Origin of the sequence: Paraburkholderia xenovorans (assembly GCF_046030735.1) — a bacterium.
Lineage (GTDB): Bacteria > Pseudomonadota > Gammaproteobacteria > Burkholderiales > Burkholderiaceae > Paraburkholderia > Paraburkholderia xenovorans_A.
This window is the reverse complement of record NZ_JAQQBV010000015.1, coordinates 156,500-178,340: the sequence shown is the minus strand read 5'-3', so window position 1 is coordinate 178,340 and position 21,841 is coordinate 156,500. Positions and strand designations below refer to the sequence as shown.

Here is a 21,841-nt window from a genome sequence, read left to right as displayed (position 1 = left end):
CTGGGATTTATTCAACGCGTCTTTTCAATCCGGCCCGGGTCGTCGACAACCGGCGGCGACAACTCCGGGGCCGCCGCGCGAGCCGCTGACGCGCCGATCGTCCAGTCATGCAGGACGGTATAGGCAACCGCCAGTAAAGTGGGGCCGATGAAAACGCCGAGGAAACCGAAAGCAAACGCACCGCCCAGGATGCCAAGCATCACTAGGATCAGCGGCATGTCGCTGCTTTTGCCAATCAGGATCGGCTTGATGACGTTGTCAGCCATGCCCACCACCAGCACACCCCACACGATCAGGAAAATCGCCCAGCCGGTCGAGCCGCTGTGGTAAAGCCAGATCGCCGCGGGCAACCACACGAGCACCGGACCACCCGGCACGACAGACAGAAAAAAGGTCGCCAGCCCGAGCAGCGCAGGAGCCGGAACGCCTGCAATCCAGCAGCCGATCCCCTCAAGAACGCCTTGGACGAGTGCCGTGCCGAGAATCCCGTAAACCACGCCTTTTACAGTGCTGCCAGCCAGCGTCAGCAGATAATCGGCACGCTCGCCGGCAATACGACGCATACCCGCGTTCAGCCAGGCGGCCGCGCCCTCGCCCCCCGTATAAAAGAAGAACGCGAGCACGATACTCAGCGCGAGCAAGCCTAGCCCGTGCGTGACGGCAATGGCGGCCGCCAGAATCCATTTGCCCGCCGGCGCCGCCAGCGTGCGTAATTGCGCGATCAACTCCGAATTACTACTCGTGAGGCGCTCCCAGAACGCTTCAATGTTCGAACCCACCAGCGGGATTCGAGCGACCCAAGGCGGCAAGTCCGGCAAGCCGGCGTCGAATAGACGCTGCACCAGCGCCACGATCTCATGCACGTGCGCACCGAACGCGAACCCGGCATACACGAAAGGCCCGAGCACGACGATCAGAATGATGATCACGATCAACGTCGCGGCCCATTTGCGCCGACCACCGACGAACGCGGTCAGCCGTCGATACAAGCCCCACGAGCTGTAGCTGAGAATCGCTCCCCACAGCAACGCGGTCGTGAACGGCGCCAACACCAGCAAAGATCCGCCCACGAGGATGATCAACGCGAAAACGGCAGCGAGACGTTCAATGAGTTGGTCCGATTTCACAATCTTTCTCCTTTGTGCCATGCGAGACCACGGTGACGGATAGACCCACGCTTACCGGGCGCTGCCAGTATAAAAGCAGGACTCGACGCCGGAGTCGTCTTATATCATCCGGCCAGGGCGTCACGCAACGCGCCCTGAGCGCCGTTAAACGGCTGATTTTTCATGCGGAAACGTCCTAATCCATCCGGCATTGCCGGCCAAATAATATGGCGGCATAGAAAAGACTAGAATATAAGGTTCTGTGCACCCCAACTTCCGGATTTATGCGCTCGCGAATCGCCAAACGTCTCCCCCCCGATGCCGACAAACTTGTCGGTCTCTCGCTCGCGCTTTTCGCGTCGGGCAGCCGCACCGAGGATCGCTTCTGGGAAGCGAAACTCGACGCGCTGCTGACCAGAATCGTCCGCAATGCCAACCAGACTACGCTGGACGCCGCGCTCGATCATCTCCAGCAGAATCATCCCGACGCCTACGGCGCGCTCGCCGACATGGCGGAAACGCACAGCGAGTCGTTCATCGTCGAGCATGAGGGCGTGCCTTATGAAGCGCTGCTGATCGCCGCGCCGGTGCTGGCCTGGACGCGATACATGATCCCTTCGGGCCCGCTCAAAGGCGACGCGGCGGACGCGCTGCGCGCCCATCTGCAAGCGCACGTGCTCGCGGCCAATACGCGTGTGGCCATGGCGCCGTTCCTGTACAGCATCGACCAACTGCCGCGTCATCACGTCGAAACATGGCGTATCGCGCAGCAACTCGCGCAGGCGGCATTGGCCGCTGGCAACGTCAAACTCAATTTCGGCGAACTGCCTGAAACCTCGCCGATTCTGGCCGACCCGCGCTTCCTGCTGGCGGTCGTTGCCGCTCCCGTGGGCGAGCCGGTGTTTCGCTGGCAGGAAGAGGAGCACGGCAGCCGGATCGAGCGTGGCCAATGCCTCGAACAATGGGCGACCCAAGGGGGCGCCAATCTGTCGCTGGTGCTGCCCGGCTGCGAATTCGAGTGCCTCCTGCCGGATGCCTACTATTCGGCCTGCCGCGATGCCGACGAACGCGTGCGTCCCCACACGGTGCGCACCGCAGTCCGTTATCTATTCGACACAATCGGCGCGGCGCCGCAAGAGTTGCGCGCGGTCGTCGCCGGTTTTGGCGAACGCCGGATCGACGAATATCGCGTCGGCTTCACCCGTCGCGGCAGCAATGATGTGATCTACGGCGTAGTGTGGCCGCTCTACGGTCGCGAAAACGGCGAACCCGGCATCGACGAAGAGCCGCAAGAAACCGCCGCATCGGACGACCCGCTCGAAGAAATCGTCGCGTTGCTCAAGGAAAGCGGCGTGACGGACGTGCGCCGCCACGCGGGCCGCTTCGAACCGGAATATTGCGATGACTGCGGTGTGCCGCTTTATGCGGACCCGCTCGGCGAAATCGTCCACGCCGAAATGCCGGAAGACGCGGAGCCCGCCCAACCGCACTTCCACTAAGTCGTGGCACCGGCTGCCCACGGCCGCCGGCGTATCCCGAAATACCAACCCCGCCTCGCGCGGGGTTTTTTTATGGCTTTTGTCCTATGCCTTCTGGACAGGCCGTCAAATCGAAGGGAATTTGTCATCATACGGCCGGTGACGCATCGCAGCGTCCGGCACCCGCCGGTTCGTTCTGCCTCGCGCCGCCTCGCCCGATTCATCTGGAGACATGGCATGCGATTCTCAATACTCAACTCAGACGCGGAACGACGTGATGGACTCAAAGCGCTGTTGCGGCAAATCGACCGACTGGCACGCTTCAACGAGGCACTAGACTGGCGGCAGGTCGAACGCACGCTCAAGCGCCAGCGCCCCGATCTGCTGGTAATCGATTGGCAGAACTGGATGTCGATGGCAGATGTACGGCGCCTGCTCAGCCATTACCCCGATCTGCGCGTAGCGGTAATGACAGACCAGGTCTCGCCGGTCGTCGTACGAGATCTGATAGACGAAGGTGTCCTCGGCGTAGTGCCGCGCGAGACCGATCCTTGCCTGATCGTTCGCGCATTCGAGATGGTGCTGCTGGGTGGTCACTATGTGCCCGCCGGCGCGTTAGCGATCAATCCGCCGCTACCGCCGGATACCGCCATCCGGCAGTTCGACGAGAAGAACCCGCCGCCGCGCCGAGCCAGACTCACCAGCGGCCTATCGCCTCGCCAGGAGCAGATCATGCGCTGCGTGCACATGGGCAGCACCAACAAGATGATCGCGCGCACGCTCGGCATCAGCGAGGGCACGGTCAAGATCCATCTAACCAGCATATTTCAGCAACTCGGCGCAGCGAACCGCGCGGCCGCGGTCGCGCTGTACAACGGCTGGCTGTCGGCCCATTTGCAAGTGCTCTACAACGACCGTGAGGGTCCTGCCCGTCCAGTCATGGGACAAGCGAACGTGGTGCCGTTGCGACGGCGCACGCAGCAGCGCTTTCAATACCCGTTGCCTCCAAACGACACGACCGACACGTTGCCGATGGCGGCTGAATCGCAGGCGTCCTATGGCGACTCCGCGTCCGCCGATCCGGTGACGGAGCCAGCAGAAGAAGAGGACGCGTAACGTCAGCCGACGCATCCGTCGCCTATGACATGCGCATGTCCCGGCGACGTTTGCACTGGCTGGCACGGAATCCGCTCACACCTTTTCTCGTCCAACGAGTAATATGAGATACATGGGTTTCCTCTACACACCGCTTCCGTTCTGGGTCGCTGTCGGTGGCTGGACCGCCACTGCGATCGTGGTCGCGCTCGCACTGTGGAAAAATCCTTTCAAACGACTTCAGGACGGCACCCTTCAACACGTATGGCTCGCGATCATCGTCGCGGTGTCCGTGTTGTGGGCCAGCAATGCATGGCTCGACGACGGCACGGTCATGCATCTGCTCGGCGCCACGCTTGTCGTCACGCTATTCGACTGGGCACTCGCAGTCATTGCGATGGCAGTGGTGACAGGATTAGCGGCCGTTGTCTTCGACGCACCCTGGCAGGGCATCGCGCTAACGTTCCTGGTGTTCGGTGCGTTGCCTGTCGGCATCTCGACCCTGATCCAGCGCGCCAGCATCGCCTGGTTGCCGCGCAATCTTTTCATGTTCATCTTCGGGCAGGGTTTCATCTCGCCGGCCATAGCCGTATCGCTGACGGCCGCGGCGGCGCTCGGCATTCACGTCGCGCTCGCCAACGGATCCATGACCGTGGTGCCGGTCGGCTACGCGTTTAGCGTGCTTCTGCTCGCTACCGGCGAGGCCTGGTTCACGGGCATGTCGACGGCATTGATTGCGGTCTATCGTCCTGCGTGGGTCACCACTTACGACGTGCGCCGCTATCGCCTGGGCGGTCCACGTACCTGAAACGCGCACCGGTCTCGAATCCGTATCGGCCGCAATCGGTCGTCGCGATACCCAGCGTCCGAGTCCGCACACCACGACAGGACAAAATATTTGTGTCAGGATTGAACTCACCCCGCCTGTCAGGCATCTTACGTGCCTCATGTCTCATTAGCGTCTAACGAACTAGATGGATCGCACCAACGTACCGCGCCGATTGCTGCGGTTAGTCGGCCGGTTAGCAACACTCACGGCGAGTCTCTCGCTGATGTGCACTGCTCCCGCTTTCGCCGATCAACTCGAACAGCACAACGATCTCGTCAACAAATTTGTCAATGACCTGCATGCAGACCCGCTCGTCGCGGATTGCGCAGCGCATGGCAATTTTGTCGCCAGCACGTCCTCCGCCTTCGATCACGTCGAATTCCCACCCAGCTCTTTCGATAGCGCGCACGCTGCCGTCACGCCTTGGAACGATTCGTTCGATCAAGCCAAGCAACGCATCAAGGTCGATAACATCGTCACTGTCGAAGGGCTAGGTATCCGGCAAAGCGGCGACGGCGATCCTGCGGATCTCAAGTTCCGCTGCGGTTATGTCGGCGCGCAGATGCTGGCGTTCAGCTGGAACGATCCGGTGCCGCCGGCCCGGGCGCAGAGCAGCCGGTCGGCAGGCTCAAGAACGGCATCGGGCAAGCATAAGAACGTGAAGGGCAAGCATTCGGCAAGCGGCAAGAGCACCAACAAGGCAAGCGCCAAGTCTTCGAAATCGGCGTCGAATAGCAAGTCGAGTACGAAGAAAGCGCCCGCGAAAAAGACGCATTAGGCCGGCCCCGGCGGGAAGGCATAACCGCACGCATTACCGCCTGCCGCTCAAGCAGAAAAAAGAGGCGCCACCTGAAAAGTGGCGCCTCTTTTTTTAAGTGCCGCGTCTGCCGTCTGCCTTCGCTCAGCGCGTGCGGATCGATCCCCGCACGCGTTACGCAAACGTCTCCACGTGCCGCAAAATCGCCTGCAGCATCGCGGCGCCCAACGAAGCGCTGCGCTCGCCGTTCCAGCCCACGCGTTCATCCGGCAGATTGGCGTTGTCCTTGAACGGCATTTCCAGCGTCAGCGAAAGGCAACCGAACTCGTTGCCGATGTACTTCGACGCCAGCTTGAGTGCATCCTCGCGATACTTGCTCGCGGCGTAGCCAAACTTGTCCTGGAAGTCCGGACTCGCCTGCTTGAACGCCTCGATAAACGCCTTCTGCTCTTCACGTTGACGATCGGTGAAACCCGGCAGCATTTCAGAGCCGGCCACGAAAACATAAGGCAACGCCTCGTCGCCGTGAATATCGAAAAAGAGGTCGCAGCCAATGGCGTGAATGGCATCGCGCACGACCAGCACTTCGGGGCTGCGCGCGGCGTCCGGCTCCATCCACTCGCGGTTCAGGTTCGCACCCGCCGCGTTGGTCCGCAGGTTGCCGTGCATGCTGCCGTCAGGATTCATGTTCGGCACGATGTAGAACACTGCGTGATCGTAAAGCTTGCGCGCGACCGGATCACCCGCCCAGTCGCCCCAACCCGCCAGCCGTTTGACCAGACCCTCGATAAACCACTCGGCCATCGTCTCGCCCGGATGCTGGCGCGCGATCAGCCACACTTTCTTTTTAGGCGTGTCGCCGTCCTGCGGCGTACCGAGCGTCAGCAGCGACACCGGCCGTCCTTCGACCGTTGTACCCAACTCGGTCAACGTGGCCTGCGGCAACTGTTGCACCGCGCCGAGAAACTCCGCGTGGCGTTCCTCGCTATACGGTTCGAAATACGCGTAGTAAATGCGCTCGAAATCCGGCGTGTGATCGATGGTCAACACGCGACCGTCGTACGAGGTCGGCACGCGAAACCAGTTCACGCGGTCGTAGCTCGCCACCGCCTGGTAATCGCGCCAGCCCTCGGCAAACGCGCACGCGGCGGCGTTTTCGAAGGTCATCACGCAACGCTCGCCCGCCGCGCCGGACAAGCGGAAATAAAACCACTGCGCGAACTCGGCGTGAGTGTCGGGCCGCACGCGCAGCCGGATATGGCCCGCCTCTTCGCAGGACAGAACGTCGATCGCGCCCGCGTCGAAGTTGCTCGTAATCGATAACGTCATGGTGTTTGTCCGGGCTCGTGTGCGCGGCGCCTCGCTCAATCGGCGATGCGGCGGCGGAATACGTAGGTGGAATCGTTCGAGGCTTCGGCGTCGAACGCATAGCCTTCGGAGTCGAACTCCTTCAGTTGCTCAGGCGTATTGAGGCGATTTTCCACCGCATAGCGCGCCATCAGACCGCGTGCGCGTTTCGCGTGGAAGCTGATGATCTTGTAGCGGCCGCCCTTCCAGTCTTCGAATACGGGTGTGAGGACAGGCGCGTCGAGCAACTTCGGCTTGACCGACTTGAAGTACTCGCCGGACGCGCAATTGACGAGCACGCGCGAGGCCGCCGCGTTCTTCTTCAACTGCGCGTTCAATGCCTGCGTGATGCGCTCGCCCCAGAACGCGTACAGATCCTTGCCGCGCGTATTGGCGAAGCGCGTACCCATTTCGAGCCGGTACGGTTGCAGCAGATCGAGCGGACGCAGCAAGCCGTACAAGCCGGACAACACACGCACGTGATTCTGCGCATAGTCCAGATCGGCCGACGACAAGGTCTTCGCGTTGAAACCCTCATACACGTCGCCGTTGAACGCGAGCACCGCCTGCTTGGCATTGTGCGTGCCGAATTCCGGCGACCACTGCGCATAGCGTTCGAAATTGAGGTGCGCGAGCTGATCCGAAATGCTCATCAACGAGCCGATCTGCTGCGGCGACAAACGGCGCAAGCCGCCGATCAATTCGGCTGCGTCGTCGACGAAATCGGGGATCGTGTGCTTCTTGACGTGCGGCGGGGTTTCATAGTCGAGAGATTTCGCCGGCGACAGAACGATTATCATAGAGGCTTGCAGGCACGCCGTGCCTGGCGGTCAAAGACGAAAGCCAGATTGTAACGAATGCCCGGTTCCCATGCCTCACGCGGCGCTTTGCGCGTCGTTCTCGATTCCAATGTGTGGATCGATATTCTCGTGTTCGACGACCCGCACACGCGGCCGATCCGCGCCGCGCTCGAAAACGGCGCGCTCGTCGCACTGATCGACGCGCGCTGTTTCGCCGAACTCGCCTACGTGCTCGACTATCCGCAATTCGCGCATCGCCATGTCGACAAAGCGGCGGCGCTGGCCGTGGTCGAACGCCTTGCGCAACGGGTCGAACCCGCTGCTTTAGCCGAAGATGCGAGGCCTTTGCCGAAATGCAAAGACCGTGACGACCAGAAGTTTCTCGAGCTTGCGCACGGCGCCGAGGCCGACTGGCTCGTGTCGAAAGACCGCGCGGTGTTGAAGCTTGCCAAACGGATTGCGCGCGACTTCGGCTTTCAGATCGCGCAACCGGCGCCGTTTGTCGCGGCTTTCAGCACGTCGTCAGCGACAGCCACCGACGAGCCCGCGCCCGCATGATCCTGGCCGAATGGCCAACGTGGGGCCAACGGCGCGCACGCAACGCCGCGATTCCCTACAATCAGGCTTCGTCTGTTTCATCCAAAACACCTTCGCCGATTTCGCCCACTCACTCGCTCACGCTCCGGACAGCGCCATGAATGCACCGCACGACACGCCCACGAGTCCCTCGTTCCCGTCTCGCCTGCCGAACGTCGGCACGACGATTTTCACCGTGATGAGTGCGCTCGCCGCCGAAAAAGGCGCGGTGAATCTAGGCCAGGGCTTCCCCGACTTCGGCTGCGATCCGCGCATCGTCGAGTCGGTTTCGAACGCGATGCGCGACGGCCACAACCAGTACCCGCCCATGGCCGGTGCCGCGCCGCTGCGCCAGGCGATCGCGGACAAGATCGCGAACCTGTACGGCCGCCGCTACGACGCCACCACGGAAATCACGGTGACTGCGGGCGCCACGCAAGCGTTGCTGACCGCGATTCTCTGCACCGTGCACCCCGGCGACGAAGTGATCGTGATCGAGCCGACTTACGACAGCTACCTGCCGTCGATCGAACTGGCCGGCGGCAAGCCGGTCTTCGTGACGCTCGACGCGCCCGACTACAAGATTCCATTCGACAAACTCGCCGCCGCGATTACGCCGAAAACACGGCTGCTGCTGATCAACACCCCGCACAATCCGACCGGCACGGTCTGGCGCGCGGAAGACATGCGCAAGCTCGAAGACATCGTGCGCGGCACCAACGTATTGATCCTGTCTGACGAGGTGTACGAGCACATGGTGTTCGACGGTGCGCCGCACGAGAGCGTCGCGCGTTATCCGGAACTGGCGCAGCGCAGCTTCGTGGTGTCGAGTTTCGGCAAGACGTATCACGTCACGGGCTGGAAAGTCGGCTACGTGGCGGCACCGGCGGCGCTCACCGCCGAGTTTCGCAAGGTGCATCAGTTCAACGTGTTTACCGTCAACACGCCGATGCAGATCGGCATCGCGGACTACATGCAGGACCCGGCGCCGTATCTGGATCTGCCGGCGTTCTATCAGAAGAAGCGCGATTTCTTCCGCGCCGGCCTCGCAAATTCGCGCTTCAAGCTGCTGCCCTGCACCGGCACCTACTTCCAGTGCGTGGATTACTCGGCGATCAGCGATCTGCCGGAGGCGGAGTTTGCACAATGGCTGACCGGCGAGATCGGTGTGGCGGCGATCCCGGTGTCGGCCTTCTATCACGAAGCCCATGAATCCGGTGTGGTGCGCTTCTGCTTTGCCAAGCAGGAAGCCACATTGGCCCACGCGCTCGAACGCTTGGCGCGGCTTTAAGATGCCACGCGCGATGCTGCGAACGAACCCATGTTCCTCGCCATCGCGCGCAGCGGCCAAAGCGTGCGCCGCCGCTTCCAATCGGTATTTACGCCGGCAGTCGCGTCGACATCTGCATTCAGGCAGCACGCGTCGACGCGACATACGCCTTGCGATCCGCGGTGACGCGCTGCGCGGCCGGGCGGTCGTTGATCTTCTTCACGTAGCTTTTCCAGTCGATACCTGCATCGAGCAGGAAGTCGCGGCCGTAGATCGCCTGCGTTGCCATGCCCACCAGCGGCAAATTCACGTAACCCGCCGTATCGGCGACGCTAAAGCGCTCGCCGCACAAATACGGCGCGAATTTTGCGAGCCGTTTGAAGCCGGCGACGTGATGCGCCAGCAGCTTCTCGATGCGCCCTCTGGTAGCCTCGGTAATCTTGCCGCCGAAGAACGCTTCCTTGTAGAGATTGCGGGCGGTCAGTTCGAGATGCACGTCGACGAACATGATCATTTCGCGTTCTTTGGCGGCTGCCCAAGGGTCGGCCGAAAAGATCGCCTTGTCGGGATAGCGCGCCGCCAGATACTCCACAATGCATTGCGATTCACACAGATCGCCGTCTTCGGTCTGCAGAAACGGCACCTTGCCGAGCGGCGAATGCTCGAGCACGGCCTCTTCCTGGCTCGGCAGCACCGGCACTTCCTCGAACGGAATGTCGTGTTCGAGCAGCACGAACTTCACCTTGTTGTAGTAGTTGGACAGCGCGAAACCGCACAGCTTGATCATCGGGTGTCTCCTTCTTTTGGGTTGTATGAGACCGCTCGTCATCGTCAGAATGGATGCGGCGGCATTCGATCAATCATCCGGTAAATTGCACGATCGTGCTATTCTAAAAAAACCATGGAGTCGAGCATAGCAATGACCTCTCGCAATCACCGTACCGAGACTGTTGGCATTGTAGGAATGGAGACACGACAATGAGCGCCGAACTATTGACCTCGCGCCCCACCGGCAGCGAATCGACGCTGGTGCTCACGCTGTCGAACCCCGGCGCGCGTAACGCGCTGCATCCCGACATGTACGCAGCAGGCATCGAAGCGCTCGACTCGGTCGAGCGCGATCCGTCGATCCGTGCAGTCGTGATCACCGGCGCGGACAACTTCTTCTGCGCCGGCGGCAATCTGAACCGGCTGCTGGAAAACCGCGCGAAAGATCCGTCGGTGCAGGCACAGAGCATCGACCTGCTCGGCGAATGGATTTCGGCGCTGCGCCTGTCGTCGAAACCGGTGATCGCCGCTGTCGACGGCGCCGCCGCCGGTGCGGGCTTCTCGCTTGCGCTTGCCTGCGACCTGATCGTCGCCGCGGAAGACGCAAAATTCGTGATGTCGTACGCGCGTGTAGGCCTCACGCCCGATGGCGGCGGCTCGTGGTTTCTCGCGCAGGCATTGCCGCGTCAATTGACCACTGAAGTATTGATCGAAGGCAAACCGATCGGCGCGGCCCGGCTGCACGATCTCGGTGTCGTCAACAAGCTCGCAAAAACCGGCACCGTCCTCGATATCGCGGTTGCGTGGGCCGACGAACTCGGCAAGATTTCGCCGAATTCGCTGGCACGTATCAAGTCGTTGATCGGCGCGGCCGGCGCGCAACCGCTCGCCGAACATCTGGTTGCCGAGCGCGATAGCTTTGTCGCGTCGCTGCATCACCGCGACGGGCTCGAAGGCATTTCCGCATTCCTGGAAAAGCGCACGCCGGACTACAAGTAACGAAGGGTTCATGCCTCAATACCAACTCCCGAAACGCCGCCGCATTTTCCTGATGCGTCACGGCGACGTCACCTACTTCGACGATTCCGGCCGCGCGATCGATCCGGAAACCGTGCCGTTGAACGCCAACGGCCGTGAGCAGGCGAGCGCGGCGGGTCGAGTGTTTGCGGAGCAGCAGGTGCATTTCGACCGGGTAATCGTCAGCGGTTTGCCGCGCACGATCGAAACCGCACAGCGGGTGCTGGCCGAGACGCATCAACACGTCGAACTCGAAGTCGAGCCGGCATGGGAAGAAATCCGCGGCGGCAAGCTGAGCAACATTCCGCCTCGGGATATCGAAGCCGCTTTTCTCGGCGTGTTCGACGGGATCGTGCCGGAGAACACGCGCTTTCTCGATGGCGAAACAATCGGCGAGTTGTTCGACCGGGTGCTGCCCGCAATCGCAGCACTGCGTGAAGACACGTCATGGGACACCGTGCTGCTGGTACTACACGGCGGAGTGAATCGCGCGATTCTGTCGCACGCGCTAACCGCCGGTGGCCGCACTTTCTTCGGTCACCTGGCCCAGGCAACCGGCTGCATCAACGCGCTCGATGTCGGCGCCGAACCACGCGACTGGGTGCTGCGCGCGATCAACTACTCACCGCCGTCGCCATTACATCGCGACGTCCGCAACACCACGATGGAAATGCTCTACGCACAATTCATTCAATACAAGCGTAGCTGAACCGAACTGGAGGAGACACATGGTGCAAAGCACACAGAGCGGCGGAACAGACCATCAACAGGACTATTCGGCGTTCGAAGGCACGCGCCCGGTCAGCGAGCGGCAACGCTTCAACAGCGATGCGCTGGCCGCGTGGCTGACGCAACACATCGACGGATTTTCGGGACCGCTCACTCTCGAACAATTCGCCGGCGGCCAGTCCAATCCCACCTTCAAACTCGTCACGCCGTCCCGCTCGTATGTGATGCGCGCGAAGCCCGGGCCGGCGGCCAAACTGCTGCCTTCCGCGCACGCTGTCGAACGCGAATACCGTGTGATGCACGCACTTGCCGACACCGAGGTGCCCGTCGCAAAAATGCTCGCGCTGTGCGAAGACGAAAGCGTGATCGGCCGCGCGTTTTACGTGATGGAGTTTGTCGAAGGCCGCGTGCTGTGGGACCAATCGCTGCCCGGCATGTCGGGTGCGGAACGCGCGGCAATTTACGACGAAATGAATCGCGTGATCGCCGCGCTGCATAGCGTCGATGTCGCGGCTGCGGGTCTCGCCGATTACGGCAAGCCCGGCAACTATTTCACGCGCCAGATCGGCCGCTGGAGCAAGCAGTACGTTGCGTCGGAAACAGAATCGATCGAAGCGATGCATCGTCTGATCGAATGGCTGCCGCAACATATCCCCGACGAAACCGGCGCGCGCGTGTCGATCGTGCATGGCGACTACCGGCTCGACAATCTGATCTTTCACCCGAGCGAACCGCGCGTGCTCGCGGTGCTCGACTGGGAACTGTCGACGCTCGGCGATCCGCTCGCGGACTTCGCGTATCACTGCATGGCGTGGCACGTCGATCCGGCGCAATTCCGCGGCATCGCAGGTCTCGATTGGGCGGCCCTCGGCATTCCCGACGAAGCAGAATACGTCCAGCGTTATCGCAAGCGCACTGGCTTCGAGATACACGGCGACTGGAATTTCTACCTCGCCTACAACATGTTCCGCATCGCCGCGATTCTGCAAGGGATCATGAAGCGCGTCGTCGACGGCACCGCGGCCAGCGCGCAGGCGCTCGACGCCGGCAGCCGTGCGAAGCCGATGGCCGAACTCGCGTGGCGCTACGCGCAAAAGGTCAAAAAGGTCAGCTAACCGAAGCGGCGTACTGAGCTGCGCCTTCGATCAAACGTCATTCGTCATCCGCGAGGTCTTACATGAATTTCGATTACACCCCGAAGGTTCAGGCGCTGCGCGAGAAACTGCTCGCTTTCTTCGACGAACACATCTATCCGAACGAGCACGCGTTCTACGCGGAAATCGCGCGCAATCGTCAGAACGGCAATGCCTGGCTGCCGACAGAACTGATCGAGCAACTGAAACAGAAAGCGCGCGAAGCCGGCCTCTGGAATCTATTCCTGCCCGAATCCGTGCGCGGCGCCGGTTTGACGAATCTCGAATACGCGCCATTGTGCGAAATCATGGGCCGCGTACCTTGGGCGCCGGAAGTGTTCAACTGCAACGCGCCCGACACCGGCAACATGGAAACGATCGAGCGCTACGGCAGCGACGACAACAAACGCGAATGGCTCGAACCGCTGCTGCAAGGGCAGATCCGCTCCGCGTTCCTGATGACCGAGCCGGAAGTGGCTTCGTCGGATGCCACCAATATTCAGACGAGTATCGTGCGCGATGGCGATTACTACGTGATCAACGGCCACAAGTGGTGGTCGTCGGGCGCCGGCGATCCGCGTTGCAAGATCTATATCGTGATGGGCAAGACCGATCCGGATGCGCCGCGCCATCAGCAGCAATCGATGATTCTGGTGCCCGCCGACGCAACCGGCATCACCGTGCACCGCCCGCTCACCGTATTCGGTTACGACGACGCACCGCACGGCCACATGGAGATCACGCTCGAGAACGTGCGCGTGCCGGTCACCAACATGCTGCTCGGCGAGGGTCGCGGTTTCGAGATCGCGCAAGGTCGTCTTGGACCTGGCCGCATCCACCATTGCATGCGTCTGATCGGGCTCGCCGAACGCGCGCTCGAACTGATGGCGAAGCGCTCGCTACAACGCATCGCCTTCGGCAAACCCGTGGCCGCGCAAGGGGTCACGCAAGAGCGTATGGCGGAGGCCCGCTGCATGATCGAGCAGGCACGTCTGCTGACATTGAAAACCGCGTACATGATGGATACGGTCGGCAATAAGGGGGCGCGCGGAGAAATCGCGATGATCAAGGTGGTCGCGCCGAACATGGCGTGCCAGGTGATCGACTGGGCGATTCAGGCGCACGGCGGCGGCGGCGTCAGCGACGACTTCCCGCTGGCCTACGCGTATGCGTCAGCTCGCACGCTGCGTTTCGCCGACGGTCCGGATGAAGTACACCGCAATGCGATCGCCAAGCTCGAACTCGCCCGTTATCTGGATGCGGGTGCGGCGGCTCGTGTGGAAACACCCATTACGCGAGTCTGAAGCTGAACCGTGGGCTGGCTCCTGCTTGCTGGTGCATTTGGACAGCACGGACGCCAGCTCACGCTGGGCGTTAAAAAAAAGCGCGAGTTTTTCGGCTCGCGCTTTTTCTTTGCCATGCCTCTGGCTTGAACCGCTAGAAGTAGTGCCGCGTGATGAACTCCGCAACACACGCCGGACGCTCGCTGCCCTGCTGCTCCAGCGTCACATGCCACACGACCTGCGCACCTGCGTTGTCGACGTCTTCCACGAAGATCACCGCAAAACGGGCACGCAATTGCGAACCCACTAGCACCGGTGACGTGAAGCGCACGCGATTCAGTCCGTAGTTCAAACCCATGCGCTGTTCGAGCAACACCGTTTTGCCCAGCAGCGCCGGTATCAACGACAACGTCATGAACCCATGTGCGACCGGCCCACCGAACGGCGACTCGCGTCGCGCCCGTTCAGGGTCGACATGAATCCATTGGTGGTCGCCGGTTGCTTCGGCGAAACGATCGACACTCGCCTGATCTACCGTGAGCCAGTCGCTCACGAGCGGTTCGGCTCCCACCAATGCTCGCAACGCCGCTGCATCGCCGATAGTGACAGTACGCGCCGCGTTGCCCGTCATGACGCGGCTCCAGGGTTGCGCAATCCGAACAACGCCTTCGAGCGAACGGTAATCACCGTTTCACCATGCTGATTGATGCCTTCCCATTGCGTCGACACAATGCCGCGATCCGGCTTGCTCGCCGATACGCGCTTGTCGAGTACGAGGTTCATCATCGTGATCGTGTCGCCGACGCGCACCGGTTTCAACCACCGGATTTCGTCGATGCCGGGCGAGCCCATCGACGTGGAACCCGCGATCACGTTGCGCACCAGCATACCCATCATGATCGAGCAGGTATGCCAGCCGCTTGCAACGAGGCCGCCGAACGGCGATTCGGCAGCCGCCGCTTCGTCCAGATGAAACGGCTGCGGATCGTATTTTCCGGCGAACTCGACGATCTCTTCACGCGTGAATGTGTGCTTGCCGACTTCGGTACTCACGCCGACCGCCATGTCTTCGAAACTCAAACCCATCGTGACACCTCGTATGCGTGCGAAAAACTGATCAGACTTCGGCAACGACGAATCCAGGCAGCGCGGCAAAACGCGCGAGATGGTGATCGACATCGCCCAAAGTTGTTTCGATGATAGCGAGGCGCTTGAACAGATGCGCGGCCGCGACCTCGTTGGTCACGCCCATGCCGCCGTGCAATTGCACCGCCTGCTGGCCGACGAAGCGCGCGGCCTGGCCGACCCGCGCCTTTGCGGCCGACACCGCGCGACGACGTTCGTCAGCGTTTTCGCTGCCGTAGCGCATCGCCGCCAGATAGGTGACCGAGCGCGCCTGCTCCGCGTGAATCAGCATCTCGACCATGCGGTGTTGCAGTGCCTGAAAGCGTGCGATCGGCTGGCCGAATTGCTGGCGTGTTTTGGTGTAGTCGACCGTGGAGTGGTTCAGTGCGTCGAGCGCGCCGACCGCTTCCGCGCACAGCAACACCGTGCCGTAGTCGGCAATGTGTTCGAGCGCGGCCGCGCCGGAATGCTCGCCCGTCAGCCGACGCGCCGGCGTGCCGTTGAATTCGAGGGTCGCCGCGCGCTGGCCGTCGATCGTGCGGTAGTCGGTAACCTTGACGCCCACCGAATCGCGCGCGACGACAAACAGCGCGATCTCGCCTTTCAACCGGGCAGGGACGATCCAGTAATCCGCCTGCGCGCCGTACAGCACGACAGTCTTCGTGCCTGTCAGCGTCTGCTCGCCTTCACCGCTTGCGGTTGTCTCGACTTCGAACAGATCATAGCGCGCGTGCGGTTCGTGAAATGCGACCGCCAGCCTGAGTTCGCCTTGGGCGGCACGTTCGAGCAACGCCGCATCGTCGCCTTGAGCAGCGCCGGCCAGTCGCAGCGCCTCGATACCAACCGCGGTTGCCCAATACGGCTCGACCACCAACGCGCGGCCCAACTCCTGCATGACCACCAGCATGTCGATCGGGCTGCCGTTGAAACCGCCTTGCGCTTCCGGCACCGGCAATGCGGTCAGGCCGAGTTCGGTAAACGCGGCCCAGTGTGTGTCGGACACGCCCGCGTCCGATTTCACGATCGCCTGGCGCGCCTCGAAGCCGTAACTCTTGTCCAGATAGCGGCGCAGTGCGTCGGCGAATTGCTGTTGTTCGTCGTTGAAAGTGAAGTCCATGCGCCGCTCCTCAAAGACCCAGAATCATCTGCGCGATGATGTTCTTTTGAATTTCGTTCGAGCCGCCGTAAATCGACGTCTTGCGGAAGTTGAAGTAATACGCGGCCAGCGGCGCGGCGTCATCGTCGCCCGCGACGCTATGTTCGCGTTCTCCTTCGAGGAACGGCACGTCGAACGGCGCAGCCAGCGGGCCGACTGCTTCGACCATCAGCTCGGTCAACCATTGCTGCACCTCGGTGCCCTTGATCTTGAGCATCGACGCTTCCGGCCCCGGACCGCGCCCGCCCGTTTCGTTCGCGACCACGCGCTGCACGGTGACTTCTAGCGCCATCAACTCGATCTCGAGACTCGCGACTTTTGCGGCAAACACAGGATCCTGCAACAGCGGCTTGCCGTTCTTCTTCTGATTCAGCGCGAGGCGCTTGAGAAAGACCAGTTCGCGCTTGGACTGCCCGACGCGCGCAATGCCCGTACGCTCATGTCCGAGCAGATACTTCGCATAAGTCCAACCGCGATTTTCGTCACCGACCAGGTTTTCGACCGGCACCTTCACGTCTTCGAAAAAGACTTCGTTAACCTCATGATCTTCGTCTAGCGTAATGATCGGGCGCACGGTGATGCCCGGCGTTTTCATGTCGATCAGAAGAAACGAAATGCCCTCCTGTTTCTTCGCGCCGCTATCGGTACGCACGAGGCAGAACATCATGTCGGCGTATTGGCCGAGCGTGGTCCACGTTTTCTGCCCGTTGACCACGTAGTGATCGCCGACGCGCTCCGCGCGCGTGCGCAGCGAAGCCAGATCGGAACCCGAGCCAGGTTCGGAATAACCTTGGCACCACCAGTCCGTGCCGTCGAGAATGCGCGGCAGATAGTGGCGTTTCTGCGCCTCATTGCCATATTTCATCAGCACGGGCGCCACCATCGAAACGCCGAACGGCAGCACGGACGGCGCACCGACCCGCGCGCATTCTTCGTCCCAGATGTGCCGTTGCGTCGCGTCCCAACCCGGGCCGCCATATTCTTGCGGCCACGCGACCACCGACCAGCCGCGCGTGCCGAGCAGCCTGTGCCAGCTTGCGAAGTCGTCGCGATTCAGACGTTTGTGGTTGAGTACCTTGTTGCTCAGCTCGCGAGGCAGATTTGCTTCGAGCCAGATGCGGATGTCGGCGCGGAATGCGTCGTCAGCGGGGGAATAGTCCAGATTCATGCGTCGTGTCTCCTGGCCGCAACCGCCTGCTGCCAGTGAGCCACTGCGCTATTGCAGCGGTTCCTTCAGGGCAGCCGGGATCGGCAGCGGCATCACTTCGATGCCTTCTTCGACCAAGGCTCGCGCATCTTCAGGTGTCGTGACACCACGAATATTGCGTGCCGGCGCTTCGTTGTAATGAATGCGCCGTGCTTCCTCGGCGAAGCGGTCGCCCACGTTCTCGGTCTTTTCCAGCACCTCACGCAACGCACGCATGACGCGCGCCTGCATATTTCCCGCGTCCGCCGGGACTTTTGTCTCGGTTGCCCCCGAGAGATTCAAGCGGGGCGCCGACGGCAACCGGCTCACTTCATTCGCACCGCAAATCGGGCATTCGACAAGCTTGCGGGACTGCTGCGACTCAAAGTCATCAGCCGAAGCGAACCAGCCTTCGAACCGATGGCCATGCGGACACTGTAAATCGAGGACCTTCATGTGGAATCAGGGCTTGCGTGCCAGTTTAGCGCAAAACATAAATTTGTGAACGGTCGTTCGTAAATTTTTACGGACAGCGCGTTGACGCGAGCCGCAGCCGACAAATCGAACGCGGTGGGCGATTTTAACGCGTTGCCCGGCCGCCTGCCGAAGGTGAAAAAACGAGGCCGCGAGCAAGCGAAACTGACGACACGACTCGTCGCCGCGCGTGTTCCGGCCGCTCGCATCCGCACGAATACTCTGCCGCTATGCCACCAGATATTGAAGTTGACGATCGAGCCGCGGCTCGAGTTCACGCGCGTGTTTAGCCAGGTTGATCTGCTTGGTCGATTCCGCGATGTCGAGAACGCCGGGCTTGATGTCATAGCCGCCGCGTGCGGTAAGCCACGCGAGGATATCGGACAAATGCCACACTGACGCACTGCCCTCGTGTACCGGCGGTGGAAAATCGATTGCGTGGCTCAGCATCAGCTTGCGCATGTTCTGACGCGACACGCCGGCGACTTCAGCGACATCCGTGAGCCCGACAAAATCGGGCCCGGCTTCGACAAGCCGCGCGGACGGTACCGCCTGTTTAATACCTTCGAGCGCGCTGACCAGTGCTTCGAATGCAGACGCGCCTTCGCGCGTGAAAACCAGTGCAATGCGCCCCGGCTGACCGATACCGATAGTTGCGTCATCGCACCCTGCTTCTCCCAGGCGCTCCACGATCGCGTCAAGATCGCTATCTTCCGCTGCGAGGCGGTACTTCAACGTGAATACATATTCCATAGCTACTCCTGCCTTTATTCAGCTACGTTCACTACCGGCGAGCGGTGCAGTTGTCGACAATGCGCCGCAGATGCTTCGCATGGTTGCCGGGATTCTTCGGCGTACTCCAGATGCTCGATATACAGAACTCACCGCAACGACACTCAGTATCGTTATACGGACAGTACATTTTTCCCCAGGCGTGGCCTTTGCCCCCGCTTAGGATCCGCCAGCCGCGGCTTTGCGCGTATGACAGCGCGTCTTCGACTTCCTTCTTCGCATGGGTTGCGCGCACCATCGATGGCCTCCAATTTAGTACGCTCGCATTAGGTTGTCAAGTGACAACCTAATGCGAGCGATTCACGATCAAACCACCGTCGATACTAGAGTCGGCGTGCGCGTGAGGCGAGACTGTCGAATGGCATAGGACAAAAGCCCGTTTTTAGGAAGACACCCGGGCTTGGTTCACCAGTGTCGTTCCAAAGCCCAAATGCAAAAAACCCCCGTCGGTCGACGACCAACTGGGGTTTTAAGGATTTTCGACGGCGCGCAAAGGAAGCACGCCGGCATTCACGCAGCGATAACTATTGCGGCGCCGCGGTCGGCCACGCGCCCGACAAAACCTTCTCGAGCCAGAACGTGCCGATAACCGTTTTCACGTCCGTGATCTTGCCGGTACGCACCCATTCGGACACGTCGGCAACACTGGCCGTGAACAGTTCGAGGAATTCGCCTTCGTCGAGTTTGCGCTCGCCCGCGGTCAGCCCACGCGCAAGATAGATATCGATGAATTCGGTCGAGTAGGAAATGATCGGGTGAATGCGCGTCAGATAAACATACTCTCGCGCCGTATAACCCGTTTCCTCGCGCAGCTCGCGTTTTGCACAGGCGAGCGCGCCTTCATTGGCGTCGAGCTTGCCTGCCGGATATTCGACCATTACCTTACCCATCGGATAGCGGTACTGGCTTTCCAGCAGCACGCGACCGTCGTCGAATAGCGGAATCACCATCACCGCACCTGGGTGCTGAACGTATTCGCGGGTGGCGTGCTTACCGTCCGGCAAGCGGACGGTATCGCACTTGAGCGTCAGGAACGGCCCCTGGTGGATCGTCTTGCTTTCGAGACAGGTCTCGGTGAGTGCGGCGTCGTGATCGGGAAGTTCAGCCATTTGCGACCTCAGCACAGCATGGTGCGCGACGGCGAAAAGCCGTCAGCGGCGTTTGACGAGATACTGGAAAGTGAAACCGGGAAACGCGAACACGATGAACAGCGCGAACGTAATCGCGTAGAACTGCCAGCCTTGTTCGAAGCGATTACCCGCGCGTGCTTCGAGCAGGAATCCGAGCGCGCCGACCACGAAATACAACACGATCAATTCGGCGATCCGGATCCACGCACTCTTCTTCACCGCTTTCAACGGCACGGCGGCGAAGAGGCGCTGATTCAGAAACGGCAGGTTGGCGCCCACGAGCGCCAACAACACGATAAACCAACCCGCTGCGGACATCAGAGCAGCAGCGTGTGCTGGATCGCCTGCAGACAGGCTTTCAACAGCGGATCGGGCACGATACCGAGCACCAGAACCGCGACACCGTTCACTGCGAGCAATGCACGCGTGCTGGTGTCGGCGAGGATCGGCGACTTGTCTTGCGGCTCGTCGAAGTACATCAGCTTGACGATACGCAGGTAGTAGAACGCGCCGAACAGCGACGTGATCACGGCCAGCACGGTCAGCCAGGTCAGGCCCGCGTTCATCGTGGCCTGCAGCACGGCAAGCTTCGCGTAGAAGCCCACTGCCGGCGGAATGCCCGCGAGCGAGAACATCATGACCATCATCACGAACGCGAACACCGGGCTGCGTTGATTCAGCCCCTTGAAGTCTTCGAGCGTGTCAGCTTCGAAATCGCGGCGCGCCAGCAGCATGATGACGCCGAACGTGCCCATCGTCGTGATCAGGTAGACGATGCTGTAGAACATCGCCGAGCCGTACGCGTTGGCCGCGCCGGTCGTCTTGCTGTCGACCACGCCGGCCAGCAGACCCAGCAACACGAAGCCCATGTTCGAGATGGCCGAATACGCGAGCACCCGCTTGACGTTGCGTTGCACGATACCGGTGATGTTGCCGACGATCAGCGACAACGCCGCGAGGATCACCAGCATTTGCTGCCATTCGACCGCCAGCGGCAGCAGACCCATCACGAGGAAGCGCAGGCCCCACGCGAAAGCCGCGACCTTCGGGCCGCCGCCGACGATCAGCGTCATCGCCGTCGGAGCGCCCTGATACACATCAGGCACCCACATGTGGAACGGCACCGCGCCCATCTTGAACGCCACGCCCGCCACGATGAAGATCACGCCGAACAGCAGCACGCTCGGATCGTAGTGGCTCGTGCCGATCGCCTTGAACACTTCGTTCAGGTCGAGCGAACCGGTCGCGCCGTACAGCATCGAGATCCCGTACAGCAGGAAGCCGGAAGCCAGCGCGCCGAGCACGTAGTACTTCATGGCCGCTTCGTTCGACTGCGGCACTTCGCGGCGCAGCGCGATCACCGCGTACAGCGACAACGACATCAGTTCCAGACCGAGATACAGCGTCAGGAAGTTGTTGCCGGAGATCATCACGAGCTGACCGAGCAGCGAGAACATGCCGAGCAGGAAGAATTCGCCGCGGAACAGACCGCGATCTTCGAGGTAACGGCGCGAATACACGATCGACACCGCGTAACCGAGCGTCACCACCGCTTTCATCACGCTGGCGAACGAATCGACCACGTACATGTGGCCGAAGTAGTAGCGCACTTGCGGGTCGAACGCGTTCACCGCGAACCAGATGCCGGCGACGAGCGTCGACGCGAACGCGATGAAATACGTGGTGCGGCGACCGGCCTGGCCGACGAACGTGTCGTTGAGCCACGCGACGACAACGGCGAGCATCACCAGCGCGTCAGGTAACAGGGCAGTCATAGGGGCGTTTTGCAT

At 61.4% G+C, this 21,841-nt stretch carries 24 protein-coding genes; 10 read left to right on the top strand and 14 right to left on the bottom strand.

Going from position 1 to position 21,841, the window contains the following annotated elements:
• Nucleotides 1-11 precede the first annotated feature (11 nt).
• Nucleotides 12-1,127: an AI-2E family transporter gene (locus tag PQQ51_RS17260; RefSeq protein ID WP_408498017.1), complete on the bottom strand. Its 1,116-nt coding sequence runs from the start codon at nt 1,125-1,127 to the stop codon at nt 12-14.
• A gap of 263 nt (nt 1,128-1,390) precedes the next feature.
• Here PQQ51_RS17260 and PQQ51_RS17255 point away from each other — a divergent pair, with 263 nt between their 5' ends.
• The 4 genes from PQQ51_RS17255 to PQQ51_RS17240 all read left to right on the top strand — a co-directional run bounded on the left by PQQ51_RS17255 (nt 1,391) and on the right by PQQ51_RS17240 (nt 5,286).
• Nucleotides 1,391-2,605 carry a DUF2863 family protein gene (locus PQQ51_RS17255; protein WP_408498016.1) on the top strand — a complete coding sequence of 405 codons (1,215 nt, stop codon included), beginning with the start codon at nt 1,391-1,393 and terminating at the stop codon, nt 2,603-2,605.
• A 216-nt stretch (nt 2,606-2,821) separates the two neighbouring features.
• Nucleotides 2,822-3,700 carry a LuxR C-terminal-related transcriptional regulator gene (locus tag PQQ51_RS17250; RefSeq protein WP_408498026.1) on the top strand — a complete coding sequence of 293 codons (879 nt, stop codon included), beginning with the start codon at nt 2,822-2,824 and terminating at the stop codon, nt 3,698-3,700.
• A gap of 112 nt (nt 3,701-3,812) precedes the next feature.
• Nucleotides 3,813-4,487, top strand: coding sequence for an energy-coupling factor ABC transporter permease (locus PQQ51_RS17245; RefSeq protein ID WP_408498025.1), 675 nt, complete (start codon nt 3,813-3,815; stop codon nt 4,485-4,487).
• A 166-nt stretch (nt 4,488-4,653) separates the two neighbouring features.
• Nucleotides 4,654-5,286 carry a BspC domain-containing protein gene (locus PQQ51_RS17240; protein ID WP_408498015.1) on the top strand — a complete coding sequence of 211 codons (633 nt, stop codon included), beginning with the start codon at nt 4,654-4,656 and terminating at the stop codon, nt 5,284-5,286.
• Nucleotides 5,287-5,439: 153 nt separating this feature from the next.
• On the opposite strand, the gene PQQ51_RS17235 is transcribed toward PQQ51_RS17240, so the two are convergent.
• Nucleotides 5,440-6,594 (bottom strand): M14 family metallopeptidase, encoded by a 1,155-nt coding sequence (locus PQQ51_RS17235; protein WP_408498013.1) that lies wholly within the window; start codon nt 6,592-6,594, stop codon nt 5,440-5,442.
• Nucleotides 6,595-6,629: 35 nt separating this feature from the next.
• The gene (gene yaaA / locus PQQ51_RS17230; protein WP_408498012.1) at nt 6,630-7,412 is read right to left on the bottom strand and encodes a peroxide stress protein YaaA; all 783 of its coding nucleotides are present in this window, start codon (nt 7,410-7,412) and stop codon (nt 6,630-6,632) included.
• 57 nt (nt 7,413-7,469) lie between these two features.
• On the opposite strand from yaaA, the gene PQQ51_RS17225 reads away from it, so the two are divergent.
• The gene (locus PQQ51_RS17225) at nt 7,470-7,970 is read left to right on the top strand and encodes a putative toxin-antitoxin system toxin component, PIN family (protein WP_408498011.1); all 501 of its coding nucleotides are present in this window, start codon (nt 7,470-7,472) and stop codon (nt 7,968-7,970) included.
• 136 nt (nt 7,971-8,106) lie between these two features.
• Entirely contained in the window at nt 8,107-9,279 is a 1,173-nt protein-coding gene (locus tag PQQ51_RS17220) for a pyridoxal phosphate-dependent aminotransferase (protein ID WP_408498009.1), read from the top strand.
• A gap of 118 nt (nt 9,280-9,397) precedes the next feature.
• Here PQQ51_RS17220 and PQQ51_RS17215 read toward each other — a convergent pair whose 3' ends face one another.
• On the bottom strand, nt 9,398-10,045 hold the full coding sequence (locus tag PQQ51_RS17215; protein ID WP_408498008.1) for a glutathione S-transferase family protein: 648 nt from the start codon (nt 10,043-10,045) through the stop codon (nt 9,398-9,400).
• A gap of 191 nt (nt 10,046-10,236) precedes the next feature.
• Between PQQ51_RS17215 and PQQ51_RS17210 the strand changes: the two genes are divergently transcribed.
• The 4 genes from PQQ51_RS17210 (at nt 10,237) to PQQ51_RS17195 (ending at nt 14,209) form a co-directional block, all read left to right on the top strand.
• Nucleotides 10,237-11,025 (top strand): oxepin-CoA hydrolase, alternative type, encoded by a 789-nt coding sequence (locus tag PQQ51_RS17210; protein WP_408498007.1) that lies wholly within the window; start codon nt 10,237-10,239, stop codon nt 11,023-11,025.
• 10 nt (nt 11,026-11,035) lie between these two features.
• On the top strand, nt 11,036-11,752 hold the full coding sequence (locus tag PQQ51_RS17205) for a histidine phosphatase family protein (RefSeq protein WP_408498006.1): 717 nt from the start codon (nt 11,036-11,038) through the stop codon (nt 11,750-11,752).
• 19 nt (nt 11,753-11,771) lie between these two features.
• A complete protein-coding gene (locus PQQ51_RS17200) occupies nt 11,772-12,887 on the top strand; it encodes a phosphotransferase (protein ID WP_408498005.1) in 1,116 nt (371 codons plus the stop codon).
• A gap of 62 nt (nt 12,888-12,949) precedes the next feature.
• The gene (locus PQQ51_RS17195) at nt 12,950-14,209 is read left to right on the top strand and encodes an acyl-CoA dehydrogenase family protein (RefSeq protein ID WP_408498004.1); all 1,260 of its coding nucleotides are present in this window, start codon (nt 12,950-12,952) and stop codon (nt 14,207-14,209) included.
• 133 nt (nt 14,210-14,342) lie between these two features.
• On the opposite strand, the gene PQQ51_RS17190 is transcribed toward PQQ51_RS17195, so the two are convergent.
• The 10 genes from PQQ51_RS17190 to nuoN all read right to left on the bottom strand — a co-directional run bounded on the left by PQQ51_RS17190 (nt 14,343) and on the right by nuoN (nt 21,841).
• On the bottom strand, nt 14,343-14,819 hold the full coding sequence (locus PQQ51_RS17190; protein WP_408498003.1) for a MaoC family dehydratase: 477 nt from the start codon (nt 14,817-14,819) through the stop codon (nt 14,343-14,345).
• Entirely contained in the window at nt 14,816-15,274 is a 459-nt protein-coding gene (locus tag PQQ51_RS17185; protein WP_408498002.1) for a MaoC family dehydratase, read from the bottom strand. The genes PQQ51_RS17190 and PQQ51_RS17185 overlap by 4 nt, the downstream gene beginning before the upstream one ends.
• A 31-nt stretch (nt 15,275-15,305) precedes the next feature.
• Nucleotides 15,306-16,430, bottom strand: coding sequence for an acyl-CoA dehydrogenase family protein (locus tag PQQ51_RS17180; RefSeq protein ID WP_408498001.1), 1,125 nt, complete (start codon nt 16,428-16,430; stop codon nt 15,306-15,308).
• 10 nt (nt 16,431-16,440) lie between these two features.
• Nucleotides 16,441-17,637 (bottom strand): acyl-CoA dehydrogenase family protein, encoded by a 1,197-nt coding sequence (locus PQQ51_RS17175; RefSeq protein ID WP_408497999.1) that lies wholly within the window; start codon nt 17,635-17,637, stop codon nt 16,441-16,443.
• 48 nt (nt 17,638-17,685) lie between these two features.
• Nucleotides 17,686-18,111 carry a DUF1178 family protein gene (locus tag PQQ51_RS17170; protein WP_408497998.1) on the bottom strand — a complete coding sequence of 142 codons (426 nt, stop codon included), beginning with the start codon at nt 18,109-18,111 and terminating at the stop codon, nt 17,686-17,688.
• Nucleotides 18,112-18,357: 246 nt separating this feature from the next.
• Complete coding sequence (locus PQQ51_RS17165) at nt 18,358-18,882, bottom strand: helix-turn-helix transcriptional regulator (RefSeq protein WP_408497997.1); 525 nt, start codon at nt 18,880-18,882, stop codon at nt 18,358-18,360.
• A 31-nt stretch (nt 18,883-18,913) separates the two neighbouring features.
• Nucleotides 18,914-19,159 carry a hypothetical protein gene (locus tag PQQ51_RS17160; protein ID WP_408497996.1) on the bottom strand — a complete coding sequence of 82 codons (246 nt, stop codon included), beginning with the start codon at nt 19,157-19,159 and terminating at the stop codon, nt 18,914-18,916.
• 286 nt (nt 19,160-19,445) lie between these two features.
• Nucleotides 19,446-20,030, bottom strand: a complete 585-nt coding sequence (locus PQQ51_RS17155) for an NUDIX domain-containing protein (RefSeq protein WP_408497995.1) — start codon at nt 20,028-20,030, stop codon at nt 19,446-19,448.
• 42 nt (nt 20,031-20,072) lie between these two features.
• Nucleotides 20,073-20,369, bottom strand: a complete 297-nt coding sequence (locus tag PQQ51_RS17150; protein ID WP_035551749.1) for a DUF2818 family protein — start codon at nt 20,367-20,369, stop codon at nt 20,073-20,075.
• A complete protein-coding gene (gene nuoN / locus PQQ51_RS17145; RefSeq protein WP_408497994.1) occupies nt 20,369-21,841 on the bottom strand; it encodes an NADH-quinone oxidoreductase subunit NuoN in 1,473 nt (490 codons plus the stop codon). Before nuoN ends, PQQ51_RS17150 begins: the two co-directional genes overlap by 1 nt.